This is a genomic window from Streptomyces sp. NPDC057136 (assembly GCF_042670885.1).
Lineage (GTDB): Bacteria > Actinomycetota > Actinomycetes > Streptomycetales > Streptomycetaceae > Streptomyces.
On sequence record NZ_JBHUUV010000003.1, the window covers coordinates 273938 to 291052 of the forward strand.

The 17115-nt window shown below is 71.4% G+C and carries 15 protein-coding genes; 7 read left to right on the plus strand and 8 right to left on the minus strand.

Annotated elements, in window-relative coordinates; genetic code table 11:
• Positions 1 to 8 precede the first annotated feature (8 nt).
• Together ACFT7S_RS05610 and ACFT7S_RS05615 are read left to right on the plus strand one after the other, a co-directional pair.
• Positions 9 to 1130: an amidase gene (locus tag ACFT7S_RS05610; protein ID WP_382727364.1), complete on the plus strand. Its 1122-nt coding sequence runs from the start codon at positions 9 to 11 to the stop codon at positions 1128 to 1130.
• Positions 1073 to 1585 carry a DUF3291 domain-containing protein gene (locus ACFT7S_RS05615; protein ID WP_382727367.1) on the plus strand — a complete coding sequence of 171 codons (513 nt, stop codon included), beginning with the start codon at positions 1073 to 1075 and terminating at the stop codon, positions 1583 to 1585. Before ACFT7S_RS05610 ends, ACFT7S_RS05615 begins: the two co-directional genes overlap by 58 nt.
• On the opposite strand, the gene ACFT7S_RS05620 is transcribed toward ACFT7S_RS05615, so the two are convergent.
• The 3 genes from ACFT7S_RS05620 to ACFT7S_RS05630 all read right to left on the minus strand — a co-directional run bounded on the left by ACFT7S_RS05620 (position 1586) and on the right by ACFT7S_RS05630 (position 4752).
• Positions 1586 to 2458, minus strand: coding sequence for a hypothetical protein (locus ACFT7S_RS05620; RefSeq protein ID WP_382727370.1), 873 nt, complete (start codon positions 2456 to 2458; stop codon positions 1586 to 1588).
• Positions 2459 to 2513: 55 nt separating this feature from the next.
• The gene (locus ACFT7S_RS05625) at positions 2514 to 3428 is read right to left on the minus strand and encodes an ADP-ribosylglycohydrolase family protein (RefSeq protein ID WP_382727373.1); all 915 of its coding nucleotides are present in this window, start codon (positions 3426 to 3428) and stop codon (positions 2514 to 2516) included.
• A 217-nt stretch (positions 3429 to 3645) separates the two neighbouring features.
• Positions 3646 to 4752 carry a ferritin-like domain-containing protein gene (locus ACFT7S_RS05630; RefSeq protein ID WP_382727375.1) on the minus strand — a complete coding sequence of 369 codons (1107 nt, stop codon included), beginning with the start codon at positions 4750 to 4752 and terminating at the stop codon, positions 3646 to 3648.
• 182 nt (positions 4753 to 4934) lie between these two features.
• Here ACFT7S_RS05630 and ACFT7S_RS05635 point away from each other — a divergent pair, with 182 nt between their 5' ends.
• The 5 genes from ACFT7S_RS05635 to ACFT7S_RS05655 all read left to right on the plus strand — a co-directional run bounded on the left by ACFT7S_RS05635 (position 4935) and on the right by ACFT7S_RS05655 (position 11093).
• Positions 4935 to 5870 (plus strand): diiron oxygenase, encoded by a 936-nt coding sequence (locus tag ACFT7S_RS05635; RefSeq protein WP_382727378.1) that lies wholly within the window; start codon positions 4935 to 4937, stop codon positions 5868 to 5870.
• Between the two features lie 125 nt (positions 5871 to 5995).
• On the plus strand, positions 5996 to 6763 hold the full coding sequence (locus ACFT7S_RS05640) for a TetR/AcrR family transcriptional regulator (RefSeq protein ID WP_382727380.1): 768 nt from the start codon (positions 5996 to 5998) through the stop codon (positions 6761 to 6763).
• A gap of 4 nt (positions 6764 to 6767) precedes the next feature.
• Complete coding sequence (locus ACFT7S_RS05645; RefSeq protein ID WP_382727383.1) at positions 6768 to 7043, plus strand: hypothetical protein; 276 nt, start codon at positions 6768 to 6770, stop codon at positions 7041 to 7043.
• Positions 7044 to 7151: 108 nt separating this feature from the next.
• The gene (locus ACFT7S_RS05650; protein WP_382727385.1) at positions 7152 to 9773 is read left to right on the plus strand and encodes a PQQ-binding-like beta-propeller repeat protein; all 2622 of its coding nucleotides are present in this window, start codon (positions 7152 to 7154) and stop codon (positions 9771 to 9773) included.
• Between the two features lie 120 nt (positions 9774 to 9893).
• Positions 9894 to 11093: an NlpC/P60 family protein gene (locus ACFT7S_RS05655; RefSeq protein ID WP_382727388.1), complete on the plus strand. Its 1200-nt coding sequence runs from the start codon at positions 9894 to 9896 to the stop codon at positions 11091 to 11093.
• Between the two features lie 63 nt (positions 11094 to 11156).
• Here the strand turns inward: ACFT7S_RS05655 and ACFT7S_RS05660 are convergent, their stop codons facing one another.
• The 5 genes from ACFT7S_RS05660 to ACFT7S_RS05680 all read right to left on the minus strand — a co-directional run bounded on the left by ACFT7S_RS05660 (position 11157) and on the right by ACFT7S_RS05680 (position 16989).
• Positions 11157 to 12401 carry a styrene monooxygenase/indole monooxygenase family protein gene (locus ACFT7S_RS05660; protein WP_382727390.1) on the minus strand — a complete coding sequence of 415 codons (1245 nt, stop codon included), beginning with the start codon at positions 12399 to 12401 and terminating at the stop codon, positions 11157 to 11159.
• A gap of 110 nt (positions 12402 to 12511) precedes the next feature.
• Positions 12512 to 13162 carry an ATP/GTP-binding protein gene (locus ACFT7S_RS05665; protein ID WP_382727392.1) on the minus strand — a complete coding sequence of 217 codons (651 nt, stop codon included), beginning with the start codon at positions 13160 to 13162 and terminating at the stop codon, positions 12512 to 12514.
• Complete coding sequence (locus ACFT7S_RS05670; RefSeq protein ID WP_382727395.1) at positions 13143 to 13556, minus strand: DUF742 domain-containing protein; 414 nt, start codon at positions 13554 to 13556, stop codon at positions 13143 to 13145. Before ACFT7S_RS05670 ends, ACFT7S_RS05665 begins: the two co-directional genes overlap by 20 nt.
• Positions 13553 to 14032, minus strand: a complete 480-nt coding sequence (locus tag ACFT7S_RS05675) for a roadblock/LC7 domain-containing protein (RefSeq protein WP_382727398.1) — start codon at positions 14030 to 14032, stop codon at positions 13553 to 13555. Before ACFT7S_RS05675 ends, ACFT7S_RS05670 begins: the two co-directional genes overlap by 4 nt.
• On the minus strand, positions 14029 to 16989 hold the full coding sequence (locus tag ACFT7S_RS05680) for a nitrate- and nitrite sensing domain-containing protein (RefSeq protein WP_382727401.1): 2961 nt from the start codon (positions 16987 to 16989) through the stop codon (positions 14029 to 14031). Before ACFT7S_RS05680 ends, ACFT7S_RS05675 begins: the two co-directional genes overlap by 4 nt.
• Between the last annotated feature and the right edge of the window lie 126 nt (positions 16990 to 17115).

Genomic DNA, 17115 nt, shown 5'->3' on the forward strand with positions numbered 1-17115 from the left:
CTGGCGGCATGACGCACGCATCGGCGGTGGCACGGTCGCTGGACCGGATCGCCCGGCTCGATCCCGGGCTGAGCGCGTTCATCGAGGTCTGGCCCGAGGAGGCGCTCGCCCGCGAGCCGGCTGCCCGTACCCTGCCGCTGGCCGGGCTGCCGTTCGCGGTGAAGGGGCGGTCCGGTATCCGGTCGTACGTGGCCCGTCGGCTGATCGCGGCGGGTGGTGTCCCGGTCGGCGCGACGTCCGTGCCGGGCCCCGGTACGGCCTGGCAGACCTGGGGACAGGGCGCGCACGGCCGTACGGTGAACCCCTGGCGCGCGGACCGGACCCCCGGGGGTTCCTCGGCGGGCTCGGCCGTCGCCGTCGCGGCGGGCCTGGTGGAGCTGGCGACCGGCAGCGACGGGGCGGGCTCCGTCCGCATCCCGGCGGCCTGGTGCGGGGTGTTCGGGCTGAAGACGACGAACGGACTGCTCCCTTCCCCGGACCGCTCCGGGCTCGCGGCGGCCGGGGTGCTCGCCCGCTCGGCGGCGCGGGCGGAGACGTATCTGCGCCATGTCCTGGACGGGTACGAGCCACGGATGGCGCAACTGCCCGTGCCTGCCCTCTACAGCGAGGATCTCGGGTACGCGCAGGTGGACCCGGAGGTGGCGGCGGTGGTCCGGGGCGCGGTGGAGCGGCTGGCCGCCTCCGGTGTCGTACGGCTCGGTTCCGGCGGCTGCGAGCTGCTCGACCCGGGACAGGCGTGGCAGGAGATACGCGGCGGCGCACCGTCCCCGTCCGCCGCTGCGGTCCGCGCGGAGAACGACCGCAGGCTCGACGCCTTCTTCGTCCGTACGCCGCTGCTGCTCACCCCTGCCACCCCCAACCGGCCCCATGGGCACGAGGGGCCCGGCGAGGTCTACTCGACCGCCTCGACCTGGGCGTTCAACCTGAGCGGGCATCCGGCGGCGAGTGTGCCCGCCGGGTTCACCTCGGACGGCTGCCCGGTCGGGCTGCAACTCGTGGCGGGGCGTGGGGCGGATGTCTCGCTGCTCGGAATGGCCCGCGTCGTCGAGGACGCGTTGCCTACTGTGCCGCCATGGACTCCATGGACGCACATATCGCCGAAAAACCCGGCTACGAGCTGGCCCAGGTGAACATATCCCGGCTGAGGTTCCCTCTGGACTCCCCGGAGCTCAAGGACTTCGTGGACGGCCTCGACCCGGTGAACGCGGTGGCGGACGCGGCCGACGGCTTCGTCTGGCGCCTCCAGGCCGACTCCGGCAACGCCACGGACGTGGCCGTCTTCGGGGACGCCTGGCTGATCGTGAACATGTCCGTGTGGCGGGACGCGGACGCACTGACCACGTTCATGTACGCGGGACGGCACCGCGAGCTGATGGCCCGGCGCCGCGAGTGGTTCGCGAAGGTGGAGGAGTCGATGACCGCCCTGTGGTGGGTCCCGGCGGGCGACCGCCCCTCGGTGGGGGATGCCGAGAAGCGCCTGCTCCACCTGCGCGAACACGGCCCCACCGAGCGGGCGTTCACCCTGCGGACGCGCTTCCCGGCACCGGCCGCCACCGAAGCTGCTGGTGAAGCCGCGACGAACTGATCAGCCGAGCGGCTTGCGGATCTCGGATCGGACCTTCGCCGTCTCCTCGGCGACCTTGGCCAGGTCGATGGACTTGGCGTCCTTCACCACGTCCTCCGGCCTGACCACGGCGACCATGGCTGCCGTGTTGGGGTCGCCCCAGGCGCACATGGGGATGTTGCTCGTCATGCCGCCCTCCGTCGACTGCACGACCTGGCACTCGATCGTGATGTCGTAGCCCGTGGGCTTGAACTCCTTGGCGGGCACGACGAGCTTCGAGCCCTCCGCCTCCGCCGCCCCCTCCATGATCTTGCCGCGCATGAAGGTGGGGGTGGCGAGCCGCCCGTGCATACCGGAGAGCACGAGGGCGTTGGTGCCCGCGGTGTACTGCGCCACGACGGCCTTCCCGTCCCGGATGCTGGCGTCGGGGGTGTCCTCGATCTCCTTGCCCTCGGTGTCGGACATGTCCTGGGCGAGGGTGAACTCCTCGTCCAGCACCTTCTTGGCCACCACGAGCTTGTACTCGGCCTCGGGGAACGCCGCGTCCGCCCCCTCGTCGACGAGCTGGGCGACGCCGAAGGCGATGCCCGCGGCGACCACCAGCGAACCGACCACAATGCCGACGATCAGCCCGGTGCGCTTCTTGCGCGGCGGCGGCTGCGGCGGCCACCCGCCCATCCCGGGCTGCATGCCCGGCTGCATGCCCGGCTGCCCGGGTATCCCCGGCTGCCCCCACGCACCCTGCTGACCGTAAGGCGGCTGCGGCTGCTGCGGGTAGCCGTAGGGCTGTTGGGGCGGGCCGGCGGGCTGCTGGCCGTACGGGTTCTGCGGAGGCTGGGACTGAGGCTGAGGCGGCCCGTACGGGCCCTGCGGCGGCTGAGGCGGCATGGTCATGCGCTCACGTTACGTGACAGGTGCGAACGTAATTTCGACAAGGCCCGTTTCGGTATCAGGTCGAGAGATAACCGGAACGCCCGAGCGGCTCCCTGCGCCGCATCCACTCGTCGGGCACCCCGCCGGTCCCGGTGGCCGCGGCCACGACCCCGCCGGTGATGGCACACGTCGTGTCGACGTCACCGAAGCCCTCCGCCGTCGCCCAGAGCGCCGCTTCCAGGTCGTCCCGGTGGCGGGCGGCGGTCCACAGCGCGAAGGGGACCGTGTCGTCGGCGCGGATGCGCTGCCCGTTGCCGAGCAGATCCGCGGCCTTCCAGGGTTCGGTGGCGAACGGCACGTCCGCGGCGCGGCGCAGTCCGTCGTGTACGAGCCCTTCGGGTGTACGGTCCGCGACGCCGGCGAGGGTGAGTTCACCGCGTACCGAGAGAGCCGCGGCGACCGCGACGGCCACCGCGCCCGCGATCCCCTCCGGGTGTGCGTGGGTGACCTCCGCGGAGAGCACGGCCTGTTCGGCGGCATGGCCGAGGTCGTCGTGGAAGCGGGCACCGAGCGGCGCGACCCGCATGGCGGCACCGTTGCCGAGGCTGCCGCCCTCGAACAGCTCGGGCGCCAGGGTCCGCCAGTCGGCCGGCGAGGTCAGCAACTGCGGCAGCAGCAGGTGCATACCGTGGCCGTAGCCGCGTGCCTGGTCGACGTCGAAGGCGAGGGCGAAGAACAGGGCGAGACGGTCCTGGTCGACGTGACCGCACTCCTCGAGGACGCGGTTCAGCGCCAGGGCGAGGGCGGTGTCGTCGGTCCAGTTCCACACGGGCTCGCTCGGTGTGCGGCGGGCGCGGACCTCGTTGTACGCCTGCCGGGGCTCGCGGAAGAGCGGAAACCAGCGCTCCCCGAAAGCGTCACCGAGCGCCAGCCCTTCGAGGCTGCGGCGGGCGGCGGCCGGCGCCGGATCGGCTGCGGAGGGAGGCGTCATGGGGGCATCCTCCCGCCCGGCAGCCGGGTGCGTCCATCGATTAGGGCCTGTCCGGCGGATCAGGGTCGGATGGGACGCGGCGTCCGGTGCGGTGCATCGCAAGGCGCCGAAGCGTCCTCAGGTGGGATCTCCCCTGCTCGGACGAAGTTGAGAGCTCGGGGAAGTGCCAGGCGTCGTGGCCCCCGGCCATGATCCGCCGGACAGGCCTGGGGAGCGCTCAGCCCGCCCCTCCCTCCGCGATCGCGTCCGCGACCTCCGCCACCCGTTCCTGTTCCTCCGCCCCGAAGCGGTCGCGGTCCAGTTGCTCGGCTATCTCCTCGTCCTGGGCCATCAGCAGGTCCAGGCTGGAGTCACCGAGTTCGAACACGCCCATGTCGACGTACGCCTTCTGGAGCCGTTCGCCCCACAGGCCGATGTCCTTGACGCACGGGACGATGCGGCTGAAGAGGAGCTTGCGGAAGAGCTGGAGATACTCCGAGTGCTCGGAGAGCTCCGTGGCCTCCTGCTTGCCGATGCCGAAGTTCTCCAGCACCTCGACTCCGCTGAGCCGGTCGCGCATCAGGTAGCAGCCCTCGATGACGAACTCCTCGCGCTCCCGCAGTTCGGCGTCGCTCAGCTGCTTGTAGTAGTCGCGCAGCGCCATCCGCCCGAAGGCGACGTGCCGGGCCTCGTCCTGCATGACATAGGCGAGGATCTGCTTGGGCAGCGGCTTGGTCGTCGTGTCGCGGATCATGCCGAAGGCGGCCAGGGCCAGCCCTTCGATGAGGACCTGCATGCCGAGGTAGGGCATGTCCCAGCGGGAGTCGCGCAGGGTGTCGCCCAGCAGCCCCTGGAGGTTGTCGTTGATCGGGTAGAGCATCCCGACCTTCTCGTGCAGGAACCGCCCGTAGATCTCCGCGTGCCGGGCCTCGTCCATCGTCTGGGTCGCGGAGTAGAACTTCGCGTCCAGGTCGGGCACCGATTCCACGATGCGCGCCGCACAGACCATCGCGCCCTGCTCACCGTGCAGGAACTGGCTGAACTGCCAGGAGGTGTAGTGCTTGCGCAGCTCGCCCCGGTCGCGCTCGGTCATCTTCGCCCAGTGCGGGGTGCCGTAGAGCGTGAGCGCCTCGTCGGGAGTGCCGAGCGGGTCGGCGGGATCGACCTCCAGGCTCCAGTCGATGCGCTTGTTGCCGTCCCACTGCTTGTCCTTGCCCTTCTGGTAGAGGGCGAGCAGACGTTCCCGGCCGTCGTCGTAGTCCCAGCTGAAACGGGCGGCTCCGGAGGCCGGCACCTGCCAGGTCGGCTCGTCGGGGGCAGTGGTGTAGAGGTCATGTGTCGACACGGACGGCTCCTTCGCCTTGCACGGTCGCGTCGCCGAGTTCCTTGGCACTGGCGTCAGTTGGCAGGTTCACACGGTGGTAGACGCCGGGTCAACAAGTCGCGCGCAAGGGATTGACGGGCTTACTGACAGGCAGTCTCATAAGAAGTGACCGCCGGTAACCCATGTGTGAGGTGCCCTCAGCCATGTCGACAGCGACCGAACGCGATGTGCAGTTGCTCCGTGACGCACTCGGGCCCCTGCGGGACCGCGAGCAGATCGCCGAGCGTCTTCTCGAATCCTCGGCCAAGCACTCCTTCGATCCGGACACCGAGCTCGACTGGGACTCGGCGATCGAGGAGGGCAAGTGGTTCTGGCCGCCCGAGCTGATCTCCCTCTACGACACCCCGCTCTGGCGGAAGATGTCGGAGGAACAGCGGATGGAGCTGGCGCGGCACGAGGCCGCCTCGCTCGCCTCGCTCGGCATCTGGTTCGAGATCATCCTCATGCAGCTGCTCGTCCGGCACATCTACGACAAGCCGGCGACCAGCAACCACGTCCGCTACGCCCTCACCGAGATCGCGGACGAGTGCCGGCACTCGCTGATGTTCGGCCGCATGATCACCTGGGGCGGCGCCCCCAACTACCCCGTACCGCGCCTCTATCACAACCTGGCGCGGATCATGAAGACCGTCTCCACCACCCCCGGCTCGTTCGCCTCGACCCTCCTCGGCGAGGAGATCCTCGACTGGATGCAGCGGCTGACCTTCCCGGACGAGCGCGTGCAGACCCTGGTGCGCGGAGTGACCCGCATCCATGTGGTGGAGGAGGCACGGCACGTCCGGTACGCCCGCGAGGAGCTGCGCCGCCAGATGGTCACCGCACCGCGCTGGGAGCGGGAGCTCACCCGGGTGAGCTGCGGGGAGGCGGCCCGCGTCTTCTCCGTCTGCTTCGTCAACCCGCAGGTGTACGAGCGCGTCGGCCTGGACCGCCGGGAAGCCGTCGCCCAGGTGAAGGCGAGCGGCCACCGCGCCGAGGTCATGCAGTCGGGCGCCAAGCGGCTGACGGACTTCCTCGACGACATCGGTGTGCTGAACGGAGTGGGGCGCAGGCTGTGGAGGAGCTCGGGTCTGCTGGCCTGAGACCGACCGGCGATTGGGGGGGGTGGGAGCCCCGCGACGCCGCCCCCCAATCGCCGGTCGGTCCATGCTCGCTCCCCGCGGGCGGGCCCGGCATGATCCAAACGGGAGGCCCTAGGCTTCTTGGCATGACCGCCGCTGCTGAAGCCCCGACGACACCCGCGTACCGAAGGCTCGGGGTCGAGGTGCGCCGCGCCCAGATCATCGGCGCGGCCCTCGGCCTCTTCGCGCACCGGGCCCCCGACGAGGTCTCGCTCGACGAGGTGGCGGCGGTCGCCGGAGTCTCACGGCCGCTCGTCTACCGGTACTTCCCCGGTGGCCGCCAGCAGCTGTACGAGGCGGCGCTCGGGTCGGCCGCCGCCGAGCTGACGCTGTGCTTCACGGAACCCGCAGTCGGACCGCCCACCGAACGGCTGTCGCGGGTCCTGGACCGGTATCTCACCTTCGTCGACGAACACGACGCCGGGTTCAGCGCGCTGCTCCAGGGCGGCAGCGTCGCCGACACCTCCCGTACGACCGCGATCGTCGACGGGGTACGCCGGGCGGCGGCCGAGCAGATCCTGCTGCACCTCGGCAGGGGCAACGGCACGGGGCAGCAACCGGCAGGGCCGAGGCTGCGGATGATGGTGCGCACCTGGATCGCCGCCGTCGAGGCGGCGTCCCTGATCTGGCTGGACGAGGGGAAACAGCCCCCGGCGGCCGGACTGCGCGGCTGGCTCGTGGACCATCTCATCGCGCTGCTCGCGGCGACCGCGGCGACGGACGCCGAGACCGCCGCCGCGGTGACGGACCTGCTGCCACTGGAAACGGCCCAAGGTCCGGCCGGACGACTGGCGGATCTGGTGATTCCGGTGATGGCCGGTGCGGCCCACCTGCTGCCCGCTGCGTCAGACTGACCCGGTGAGAAGCGAGAACACCCTCTTCAGAGGCGGCCCCCTGGACGGCCGGGTCCTGCCCGTCCTCGTCGGCGCGACCGGCCATCCCCCCAAGTGGTACGAGGTCCCGGTACCGGACGCCGAGGGCGGGCCCCACACCGTGTACGCGTACCAGCGGATCGCGGCCGGACACACCAAGCGGCTGGGGCTGCCGCGCGGCTGGGTGTACGAGTACGCCCCCGGGGGCCGCGAGCGACGGACCCTCAAGTGGCCCTGGACCAAGCCCGGCAGCGGGCACTGACTCCTCGCGCCGGCCGGCGCGGGACGGGTGTCCGGGCCGGGCAACGGAGGCCGGACCCTCTAAGATCGACGATCTGGTGCCGAGGCACGGGAACAAGGGGGGTGCGCCATGGAGGCGCTGCGTCAGGACGATCCACGTCACTTCGGCCCGTACACCGTGCTGGCGCGCTTCCGTGAGACAGCGAGCGCCGTGCAGTACGTGGTCAGGGACACCGACACCACCGAACTCGCCGTCGTCAGCGCGGCGCGGCCCGCACTCGCGGCGGTGCCCGCCTTCCGGCGGCGCTTCCAGGCGGAGGCGCGCACGGCGGAGCGGCTGGCCGGCGGATGGGTGCAGGCTCCGCTCGCCGCCCCGGACTCCGGTGAGCTGTGGACGGCGTGGCCGTACGTACCCGCGCTGACGCTCGCTCAGGCCATCGACCTCACCGGGCCGCTCCCCGAGCGTGCCGTGCGGATACTGGGTGCGGGCGTCGCCGAAACCCTGTCCCGGGTGCACGCCACCGGGGCCGTCCTCCAGGGGCTGGCTCCCGGGACGGTTCTGCTGGCCGAGGACGGCCCCCGGCTCACCGCGTTCGGACCGCTGGGCGCTGCGGCGGCCGCCGAGGCGCGGCCGGGCGGTCAGCTCTCCGTACGGCTCGGCTATCTCACCCCGGAACAGGTCGGGGGCGAGGAGGCGGGCCCGGCGTCCGACCTCTTCGTCCTGGGGCTGCTGCTCGCGTACGCGGCGACCGGCACGACCCCGCTCGCGGACGGCCCGGCCGATGAGGCCGCCGAGCGGATCGCGCACGGCAATGCCGAACTGGACTCCGTACCGGACGCGTTGCGTGAGCTGATCGCCCGTTGCCTGGCGAAGAACCCGTCCGAGCGCCCGTCGGCGGGCTCGGTGGCCGCCGACCTGGCGCTGGAGGGCGCGTCGGCCCTGGCCAAGGGCGACTGGCTGTCCGAACCGCTGTCGGCTGCGGTGGCCGAGCAGGAGAGCTGGGCGCGTGGGCTGAAACCGCCGTCCGATGAACCGACTTTCGATGAGCCGCCGTCCGATGAACCACAGGACGCGGTGGTGCAGAACGCGGCGCCCTCACCAGTCACTTCCCCCGTCGCGCCGGAGCAGTCCGGTGAGAGCACGGATGCCGTCGAGGACAGCAGGACCACCCGGTTCAAGGCCATCGGGAACAGGCCGCCGCACATCGACCGGCCGACCACACAACTGGCCATCCCCCGCGAGCAGACCGCGCTCCCGCCCGCCCCGGCCCCGTACCCCTACGCGCAGGCCGCCGCACCGCAGAGCACGGCACCCTTCACCCCTGCCCCGCAGGCACCGCTCCCCCTGCCCGCCCAGACCCCCGCACCGGCCATCTCCCCTGCCCCTGCCAACTCCCCCGGGCCGTCCGGGCCGTTCGGTGCCGCGCGCGACCGCCGGGCACTGCTCACCGTCTTCGCCGCCGGGGCCGCCGGACTCTTCGTGGGGGCGGGCGCCGTGCTCGCTTTCGGTTCCGACGACTCCGCACCCCCGGCCGACGACAAGCCCGCGCCGAAGCCCCGTCGCGCCGTCCCGGGACTGCCGCCCGAGCCGCGGTGGATGTACACGCTCCCGGCGTCCGAGCCCGCGCCCCTGACCTCCGCGATCTGGCGGGACAAGCTGCTGGTGCTGAGCGGCGAGAACGGGGCGACGGGCGTCAGCCTGCGTACCGGACGCAAGGCCTGGCAGCAGGCGGACGCCGCCGGCGGGCAGGAGGTGCTGGCCGCGGGCGAGAACCTCTGCTTCATTGCAGGCCCGGCCGAATTCCTCTGGCTCTCCCCCAAGGACGGCAAGATCGTCCACCGGGTGGCGTACGCGACCGGCTTCACCGACGCACCGGGCCTCAAGGCCGCCCCGCTCACCGGCCGGTCCGGCTCCGTCGTCTGGTTCACCGGCTCCCACACGGTCACCGTGAAGGCCAAGAAGCCGAAGAAGGGCAAGAAGCCCGGCAAGGACACCCAGGTCGTCCGGGCCCACCTCTTCGCGTACGACATCGTGCAGCGCAAGGAACTCTGGCGCGTCGCCGTGCCCGCCGGGCGCTCCCCCGGCACACCGGACTACCGGCTCACCGCCGTCCGGACCGCCGACCTCGTCGTACGCCAGACCGCCGCGACGCTCACCCCCGCCGAGGTCAAGGCCGCGAAGGGCAAGGGCTCGTTCCGCTGCTTCGACCGGAAGACCGGAAAGCTGCTGTGGACCCGGCGGTTCGGCACGGTCACGCCGGACGGGGCCGCGTCGGGCGACGAGGAGGGGCAGCTGTACGGGGCCGTCGGCGACGATCTCCAGGCGTTCGAGACGGCCACGGGCAAGCCGCTGTGGCGGGTGAACGGCACCGAGGCGTCCGTCTTCGGGACCCCCGTGCCGGCCGGGGAACTGCTCCACATCACCAACCGGAATCAGGAGGTCGGTGTCGTCGAGCGGGAGACCGGCCGGCTGCGCTGGCGGCGCTCGACCGAGGTGCCCCTCGGCGGCAACGCGCCCTCGCTCGCCCTCAGCGGCAGCGGAAAGACGCTGCTCGCGGCGGATGTCACCCAGGTCACCGCGTTCGCGGCCGCCGACGGTCGGCGGCTGTGGAAGTTCCAGGACATCGGGGTGCAGGACCCGGAGAAGGACCCGAAGGGGGCGATGGTCCTCGCTCCGTACCGGGTCCGTACGTCCGGCGGGACCGCCGTCGTGCAGCGGGGCAGGGTGTTTTACGCCTTCCCGGTGACCTGACCGGCCGCCACGCCGCGCGGTGCTTGCATCACCTGACACCACATGACCGGATGGAGAGGATTCGGTCATTTGTGGGGTAATCCCATTACGGGTCCCCGCTCCGTCATCGGAGGTGATGTCGTGCCCGGCAGAGTCCTGCGTGCGCTCTGCACAGCGGTGATCGCGGCGGTCGTCTCGGCCGCACCCGCCACCGCCGAGCCCATCGACCCGAGCCCGGCTCCGTCGGTGAACGAAGACGACTCGACGGTGGACGCGGACGACGCGTTCGCGGCCGACGACACCGAGCCCGAGAGCGTCGCCGGGCTGCTGAAGCAGCTTCAGACGCTCTACCGCCAGGCCGAGGAGGCCGGCGAGACGTACAACGGCACCGCGGTGGAGCTGAAGAAGCGGACCGCCGAGGCGAAGAAGCTGGCGAACGATCTGGCCCGGGCACGGATCGCGCTCGACCAGGGCCGCCGTGACGCGGGCCGGCTGGCCCGCGAGCAGTACCAGGGCCGGTCCGACTTCTCCGCGTACATGCAACTGCTGCTGGCCCGTGACCCGGCCACCGCCCTGGACCAGAGCCACATCATCCAGCGCGTGGCCGCGGGCCGGGCGGCGACGGTGGACCGGCTCGCCGGGGCCGAGAAGAACGCCGATCTCCTGGCAACCGCGTCCCGCAAGGCGCTCGACAAGCAGCAGACGACCACCGCCAGGCAGAAGAAGCAGCGCGACGTCGTACGCTCCCGGCTGAAGGACATCGAGGCCATGCTGGCCTCGCTCACCGCCGAACAGCTCGCCGCCGTCTCCCGGCTGGAGAAGGAGGGCACGGACACGGCCCAGCGCGAACTGGTCGCCTCCGGGGCCCTCAGTTCGACCCGGCCGCCGTCCCAGCAGGGCGGCGACGCCGTGCGGTACGCGGTCCGGCAGATCGGCAAACCGTATGTATGGGGCGCCGAGGGACCGGCGTCGTTCGACTGCTCCGGGCTCACCTCGCAGGCCTGGTCGACGGCCGGGCGGCCGATTCCGCGAACCTCGCAGGAGCAGTGGCGGCAGCTGCCCAAGGTGCCGATCGCGTCGCTACGCCCCGGCGACCTGGTGATCTACTTCCCGAAGGCGACCCATGTGGCGCTCTACATCGGCAAGGGCATGGTGGTGCAGGCGCCGCGGCCGGGGGCCACGGTGAAGGTCTCGCCGGTCGCCTCGAACCCGCTGCTGGGCGCGGTACGCCCGGACCCGGGCGCCGAGCCGCTGAGCACGTACACGCCTCCGGTGCTCCCGGAGGACGCCATTGCGGGCAACGACACGGGGTACAGCTCCGACACCGCCCCGGTCGAGTAGGGGACGCGAAAGAACCACCGGGCTGTCACGTCGACCTGAACGACGTGACAGCCCGGTTTCGGGTCAGCCGGCTACGGAGCCCGTGACCTCGGCGAGGTACGCGTTCGTCCGGTCGGGCTCGAAGAAGAAGTTGTCGAAGTCCGCCGGGTCGTTGAAGCCGTTGGCGAAGCGATCGGCAACCGGCTGGAGCTGACCGGCGGCACCGATCAGGTTCAGCACGTGCTCCGGCGGAACGCCGAGCATCGCGTTGGTCCACTTCACGACGTGCTGCGCGGTGTCCCAGTAACGGTCGAACGTGGACTGCATCCAGTCCGCGTCGAACTCCCGGTCGCCGTGCTCGATGATCGATTCCAGGTAGGCGTTCGCGCACTTGGAAGCCGAGTTGGAGCCCTGGCCGGTGATCGGGTCGTTGGCCACGACCACGTCCGCGACACCGAGGACCAGGCCACCGCCGGGCAGTCGGCCGATCGGCTTGCGGACGGTCGGGGCATAGCGGCCCGCCAGCGTGCCGTTGGCGTCGGTCAGTTCGACCTTGGTGGCGCGGGCGTACTCCCACGGAGTGAACTTCTCCATCAGCTCCAGCGTCATGGCGAGGTGCTCGGACGGGTCCTTGATGCCCTGGAAGGCATCGAGCGGTCCGCCCGGAATGCCTTCCCAGAACAGGATGTCCGCACGGCCGGATGTGGTCAGGGTCGGCATGACGAACAGCTCGCCGACGCCCGGGACCAGATTGCAGCGGACCGCGTCGTAGTCCGGGTGCTCGGGGCGCGGGCCCATGCCGTGCACATAGGCCACGGCCAGGGCTCGCTGCGGGGCGTCGAACGGCGAACGCGCGGCGTCCCGGCCGAACATGGAGACCAGCTCGCCCTTGCCGGCCGAGACCATCACGAGGTCATAGGTGCGGGAGAAGTAGTCCAGGTCCGAGACGGCCGCACCGTGGATCACGAGCTGACCGCCGCGCTGGGCGAAGGTCTCCATCCAGCCGGCCATCTTCACGCGCTGGTCGACGGACTGCGCGAAGCCGTCCAGCTTGCCGACCCAGTCGATGGCACGCGAGGAGTCCGGCGCAGCGACGGACACGCCGAGGCCCTCGATGCGCGGGGCCTGCGTCTCCCAGAAGTTGAGCTTGAGGTCGCGCTCGTGCTGGAGCGCGGTGTGGAACATGCACTGCGTCGACATGACCCGGCCGGTCCGGATCTCGTCGGCCGTGCGGTTGGACATCAGGGTGACTTCGTACCCGCTCGACTGCAGTCCGAGAGCGAGCTGGAGTCCGGACTGGCCGGCTCCGACAATGAGTATCTTCCGCATCGCGGTTCTCCGTTACGTGTTCGTACGCGTGGCAGCTGTTAGGGCCTGCCCTGCGGATCAGGGTCGGATAGGACGCGGCGTGGCCCCGGCCGTGATCCGCAGGACAGGCCCTACGCCGGGGTGGCGTCAAGGGCGTGACCGACCAGGGCCAGCAGCGACTCGACGACAGTGATCCTGTTACGCGCATCCATGATCACAACAGGCACGTGCGGGGGCACGGTCAGGGCCTCCCTGACGTCCTCCGGCTCGTAACCGGGCGTTCCCTCGAAGTGGTTGACCGCGACGATGTAGGGAAGCCCGCAGCTCTCGAAGTAGTCGAGTGCGGGGAAACAGTCGGCGAGGCGCCGGGTGTCGGCGAGCACGACCGCACCGATCGCCCCGCGCACCAGGTCGTCCCACATGAACCAGAAGCGCTGCTGACCGGGTGTGCCGAACACGTACAGGACGAGGTCGTCGTCGAGTGTGAGGCGGCCGAAGTCCATCGCCACGGTCGTGGTGACCTTGTCGGGCGTGGCGGTGAGGTCGTCGGTCTCCTCGCTGGCCTGGGTCATCAGCGCTTCGGTCTTCAGCGGGGTGATCTCGGAGACCGAGCCCACGAAGGTCGTCTTGCCGACGCCGAAGCCGCCCGCGACCACGATCTTCGTCGCGATGGGGGCACGGGTGTGGTCCAGCTGCCAGGCCTGCAACGACTCCTCGGCCTGTTCCTTGGGCCCCGGCTGGCGCGGGGCGAACAGCGTCGGCTCAGAGACGGCGGAGTCCATTGAGCACCCTTTCGAGCAGTGCGCGGTCGGGCTGGCCGGTGCCGTGACCGGTTCCGTACACGCGGATCTTTCCCTGGTCGGCCAAGTCGCTGAGCAGCACGCGGACCACGCCGAGCGGCATCTTCAGCAGGGCCGAGATCTCCGCGACCGTACGCATACGGCGGCAGAGTTCGACGATGGCCCGGAGCTCCGGCATGACGCGCGAGGCGAGGTTGCCGTTGGTGAGCTCGCGGCGCTCCTCGGGTGCTTCGAGGGCGGCGACGAACGTCTCGACGAGGAGGACGTGGCCGAAGCGGGTGCGCCCGCCGGTGAGGGAGTACGGGCGGACCCGGGCGGGCCGTTTGTCGGCGCCGCGGACGGGGAGCCTTCGGGCGGGTTCAGCAGCGGGCGTCACTGGGCGCTCTCCATCGATTTGCGCAGTTCACTGCGGAGTTCGGGGGTGAGTACGTGTCCGGCGCGGCCGACGAAGAGCGCCATGTGGTAGGCGACGACGCTCATGTCGCAGTCGGGGGTGGCGTGCACGCCGAGCAGCGAGCCGTCGCTGATGGACATGACGAAGACGCTGCCCTCGTCCATGGCGACCATCGTCTGCTTGACGCCGCCGCCGTCCATCAGCTTGGCGGCTCCCGCGGTGAGGGAACCGATGCCGGAGACGATGGTGGCCAGGTCGGCGCTGGAGCCCCGTGGACCGGTGCGCCTGTCGGCCAAGGGGGCGTTCAGGTGGCCGGGGTCCGAGGAGAGCAGCATGAGTCCGTCGGACGAGACGACGGTGACCGAGTGGACCCCTGGCACCTCCTCCACCAGATTGCTCAGCAACCAGTGAAGATTCCGGGCCTCGGTGCTCAGCCCGAATGTGCTGGGCGCAGTCAACTGCGTGCCTCCTCGACTGTGTCCCCCGTCTCATCGGTTCGACCGTCGGTACGGTCGGTCAGCTCGGTCAGCTCGGTGTGGTCGGTGTGCGCGGCAGCCACGGCGATGCCGCCTCCCAGGGTGTCCTCGGCGATCTCCGCCTCGACGTCCCGACGGCCGTCCTTCGCACCCTGGTGGAAGCCGCCGAGCCGGCGGCGCAGGGCGTCCTTGTCCAGGCTGCCCTTGCGCTCGACTGCGGGGGCGCCCGCGGGCTTGACGACCTTGGGGGTGCGCTTGGGCAGCCCCTTGTCCGTGACGACGCCCTCGTCCTCGCTGCGGACCTCGCTCTGCGGCCGCCGGGGCCCGGGAACGGTCTCGGCGGCGGGGGCGAGCGCGGGGGCGGGGGCGGCGGCCTGTCCGGGTGCGGCGTGGGGTTCCGGGGTGGGCGCGGAGTCGTTGTCGGCGGCGCGCTCGTGCCGGTCGGGGCCGATGGCGTACGGGTCGGAGGTCCCCGGCGACGCCGGGAGCCTGACCTGCATCGTGGTCTCGGCCTCGGACTCGACGGCGACCGGCCGGGGCTCGGGCATCGCCGGTTCCGTGGCCGGGGCGGGGGCGGGAGCCGTATCGGCGGGTGTGGCGCCGACTTCCCGGATCGTCTGCTCGGCCGCCGCGATCAGCGGATCGCCCGGCACCTCGGCCGCCCCGGTCTGCGGATCGCCGGGCAGCTCGGCCGCCTCGGCCGCCCCGGTCTGCGGATCGCCGGGCAGCTCGCCCGCACGGCGCGGCAGGGCGTTGGAGTTGGCCTCGGCCACCGAGCCCGGCAGGTTCAGCGTGGGCGCGTCCCCCGCCTTGTGGACCGGCGGCGGAGAGGCGGCGGGCGGCGCCTTCGGCAGCAGGGCCTGCGGCAGAACGACGACCGCCGTCACCCCGCTGCCCTTCTGCTCGCGCAGCTGCACCCGTACGCCGTGGCGCGCGGCCAGCAGCGAGGTCACCTGAAGGCCGAGCCCGGCACCGTCGGCGCTCTGCTCGCCCGCCTCGAACGAAGCCGGGTCGGCCAGCCTGGCGTTGAGCTCGCCCATCCGGACGGCCGACATGCCGATGCCCTCGTCCTGCACGGAGAGCATCACCTCGCCGGTCTCCAGCAGCCAGCCGGAGAGCTCGACATGGGAGTCGGGGGGCGAGAAGGAGGTCGCGTTCTCCAGGAGTTCGGCGACCAGGTGGCTGAGGTCGTCGGCGGCGAATCCGGCGATCTGGGCGTGCGGCGGCAGGGACTGGATCGTCACCCGCTCGTACCGCTCGATCTCGCTGACGGCCGCACGCAGGACGTCGACCAGCGGGATCGGCCCCACGTGGCCGTGACCGTGCTCGGCGCCCGCGAGGACCAGCATGTTCTCGCTGTGGCGGCGCATGACGGTGGCCATGTGGTCGAGCTTGAAGAGCGTGCCGAGACGCTCCGGGTCCTGTTCGCGCTCCTCCAGGCTCTCGATGACGCCGAGCTGGCGCTCGACGAGGCCGAGGGTGCGCAGCGAGAGGTTGACGAAGGTGTGGTGGACCGTGTTCTTCAGCCGCTCCAGCTGGGCGGCGAGATCGGCCGCGTGGACCTGGAGTTCGGCCCGCTGGACGGTGAGCGCCTCGCGGCCCGCGACCAGTTCGCCGCGCTCGCTCCGGAGGGTCTCCAGCTGCCCGCTGAACGTGTGGTGCAGCCCGTACAGCTTGCCGTGCAGCGCGTTGATGGACCGGACGACCTGGGCGAATTCGTCGTTACGGCCGGTGTAGCGGATCGCTTCCGCGGTCTCGGGCTCGCCCGCGAGCCTGGCGGCGCCGATCCGCAGGACGGCGAGCGGCTGGGTGAGGGTGCGGGCGACGGCGGTGGAGACGCCCACGACGATCAGGAAGCAGCCGCCGAGCAGCGCGAGCCGCAGTTCGAGTGCGGTGACGTCGTCGTCGCGAAGCTGCTCCAGACGCTGGACCTGGGCGGTGCCGAGCGCCGATTCGACGCCGCGCATCCGGTCGATGCGGGCGGAGAGGGCGGCTGCGACCTTCTCGCGGTCGGCCTTCTGGTCGGTGTCGGACAGCTCGGGCCGGTCCGTCAGCCTGGAGAGGTACTTCTCCGCGCTGTTGACCTCGGGGCCCGTGACGGTCGAGGAGAGCTTGTCGCGGGCGATCGGGTTCGCTGCCTGGTCGAAGTCGGCTAGCGAGGCGAGTTCGTGGACCCGTGCCTGCTGGGCGGCGGCGCTCAGTTCGTTGCGGTTGCGGTTGTCCTCGGCGGAGCCCTCGCCCTGGATCTCCACCGGAAGCCCGGTGAACGGGTCGGTCTGCGTGACGGGCTCACTGCGCGGTACGGCGAGAGCGGCGAGGAGCAGGCCCCGGGTGGCGGACGCCTGCTCGACGGCGCCACCGAGTGCGAGCGGCGCGCGGGTGGAGCCCGCGGCGCGCGGCGGGGTCTTGCCCACCAGTTCCTCGGCGAGGCCGTGGAGCTTGGCGATGACCTCGGAGTACGCCCGGTGGGCCTCCATGGCCGAGCCCTTGCCTGAGAGGGAGTCGCGGCGCAGCGAGGGGATCGTGGAGAGGTCCCGGCGCAGGCCCGCGGGGGCTTCGGCGCGGATCTCGTCCACCTGCTGGTCGACGCGGGCGGAAGGGACGGCCGAGCCTTCGGCGCCTTCGGCCATCGATTCCTTGCGGCCCGCCGCGATGTACGCGGTGACCTCGTCGCGCTCATCGGCGAGCGAGTGCGCGAGGGTGATGGCCTGCTGGTTCAGCTCGGCGAGGGTGACCAGCTGCTGGGATTCGTTGAGGTCGGACGAGGCACCGAGCGCGGCAGGGGCGCCCGCCGCGATGACGGTGATGCCGACGACGGCGACACCCGCGACCAGCCGACTGCGTACCCGCACGGTCCGTTTGTCGGCGCTCGGAACCGGAGGGATCGCCCCGGAACCGTCGCGCGTGCTGCCCTTGCTCCGAGGCCGCTTCTTCTGCACCGGTGCTCGCAATCTTGACTCGTCCACCCATGAAGCAGAGGTGACGTGCGGTCACGTGGAAAGGCGCCCCCACCCCTGGTACGGCTTCTGACCATTCCAGTGCTTTTGAGAGGGGCGCACGCTTCA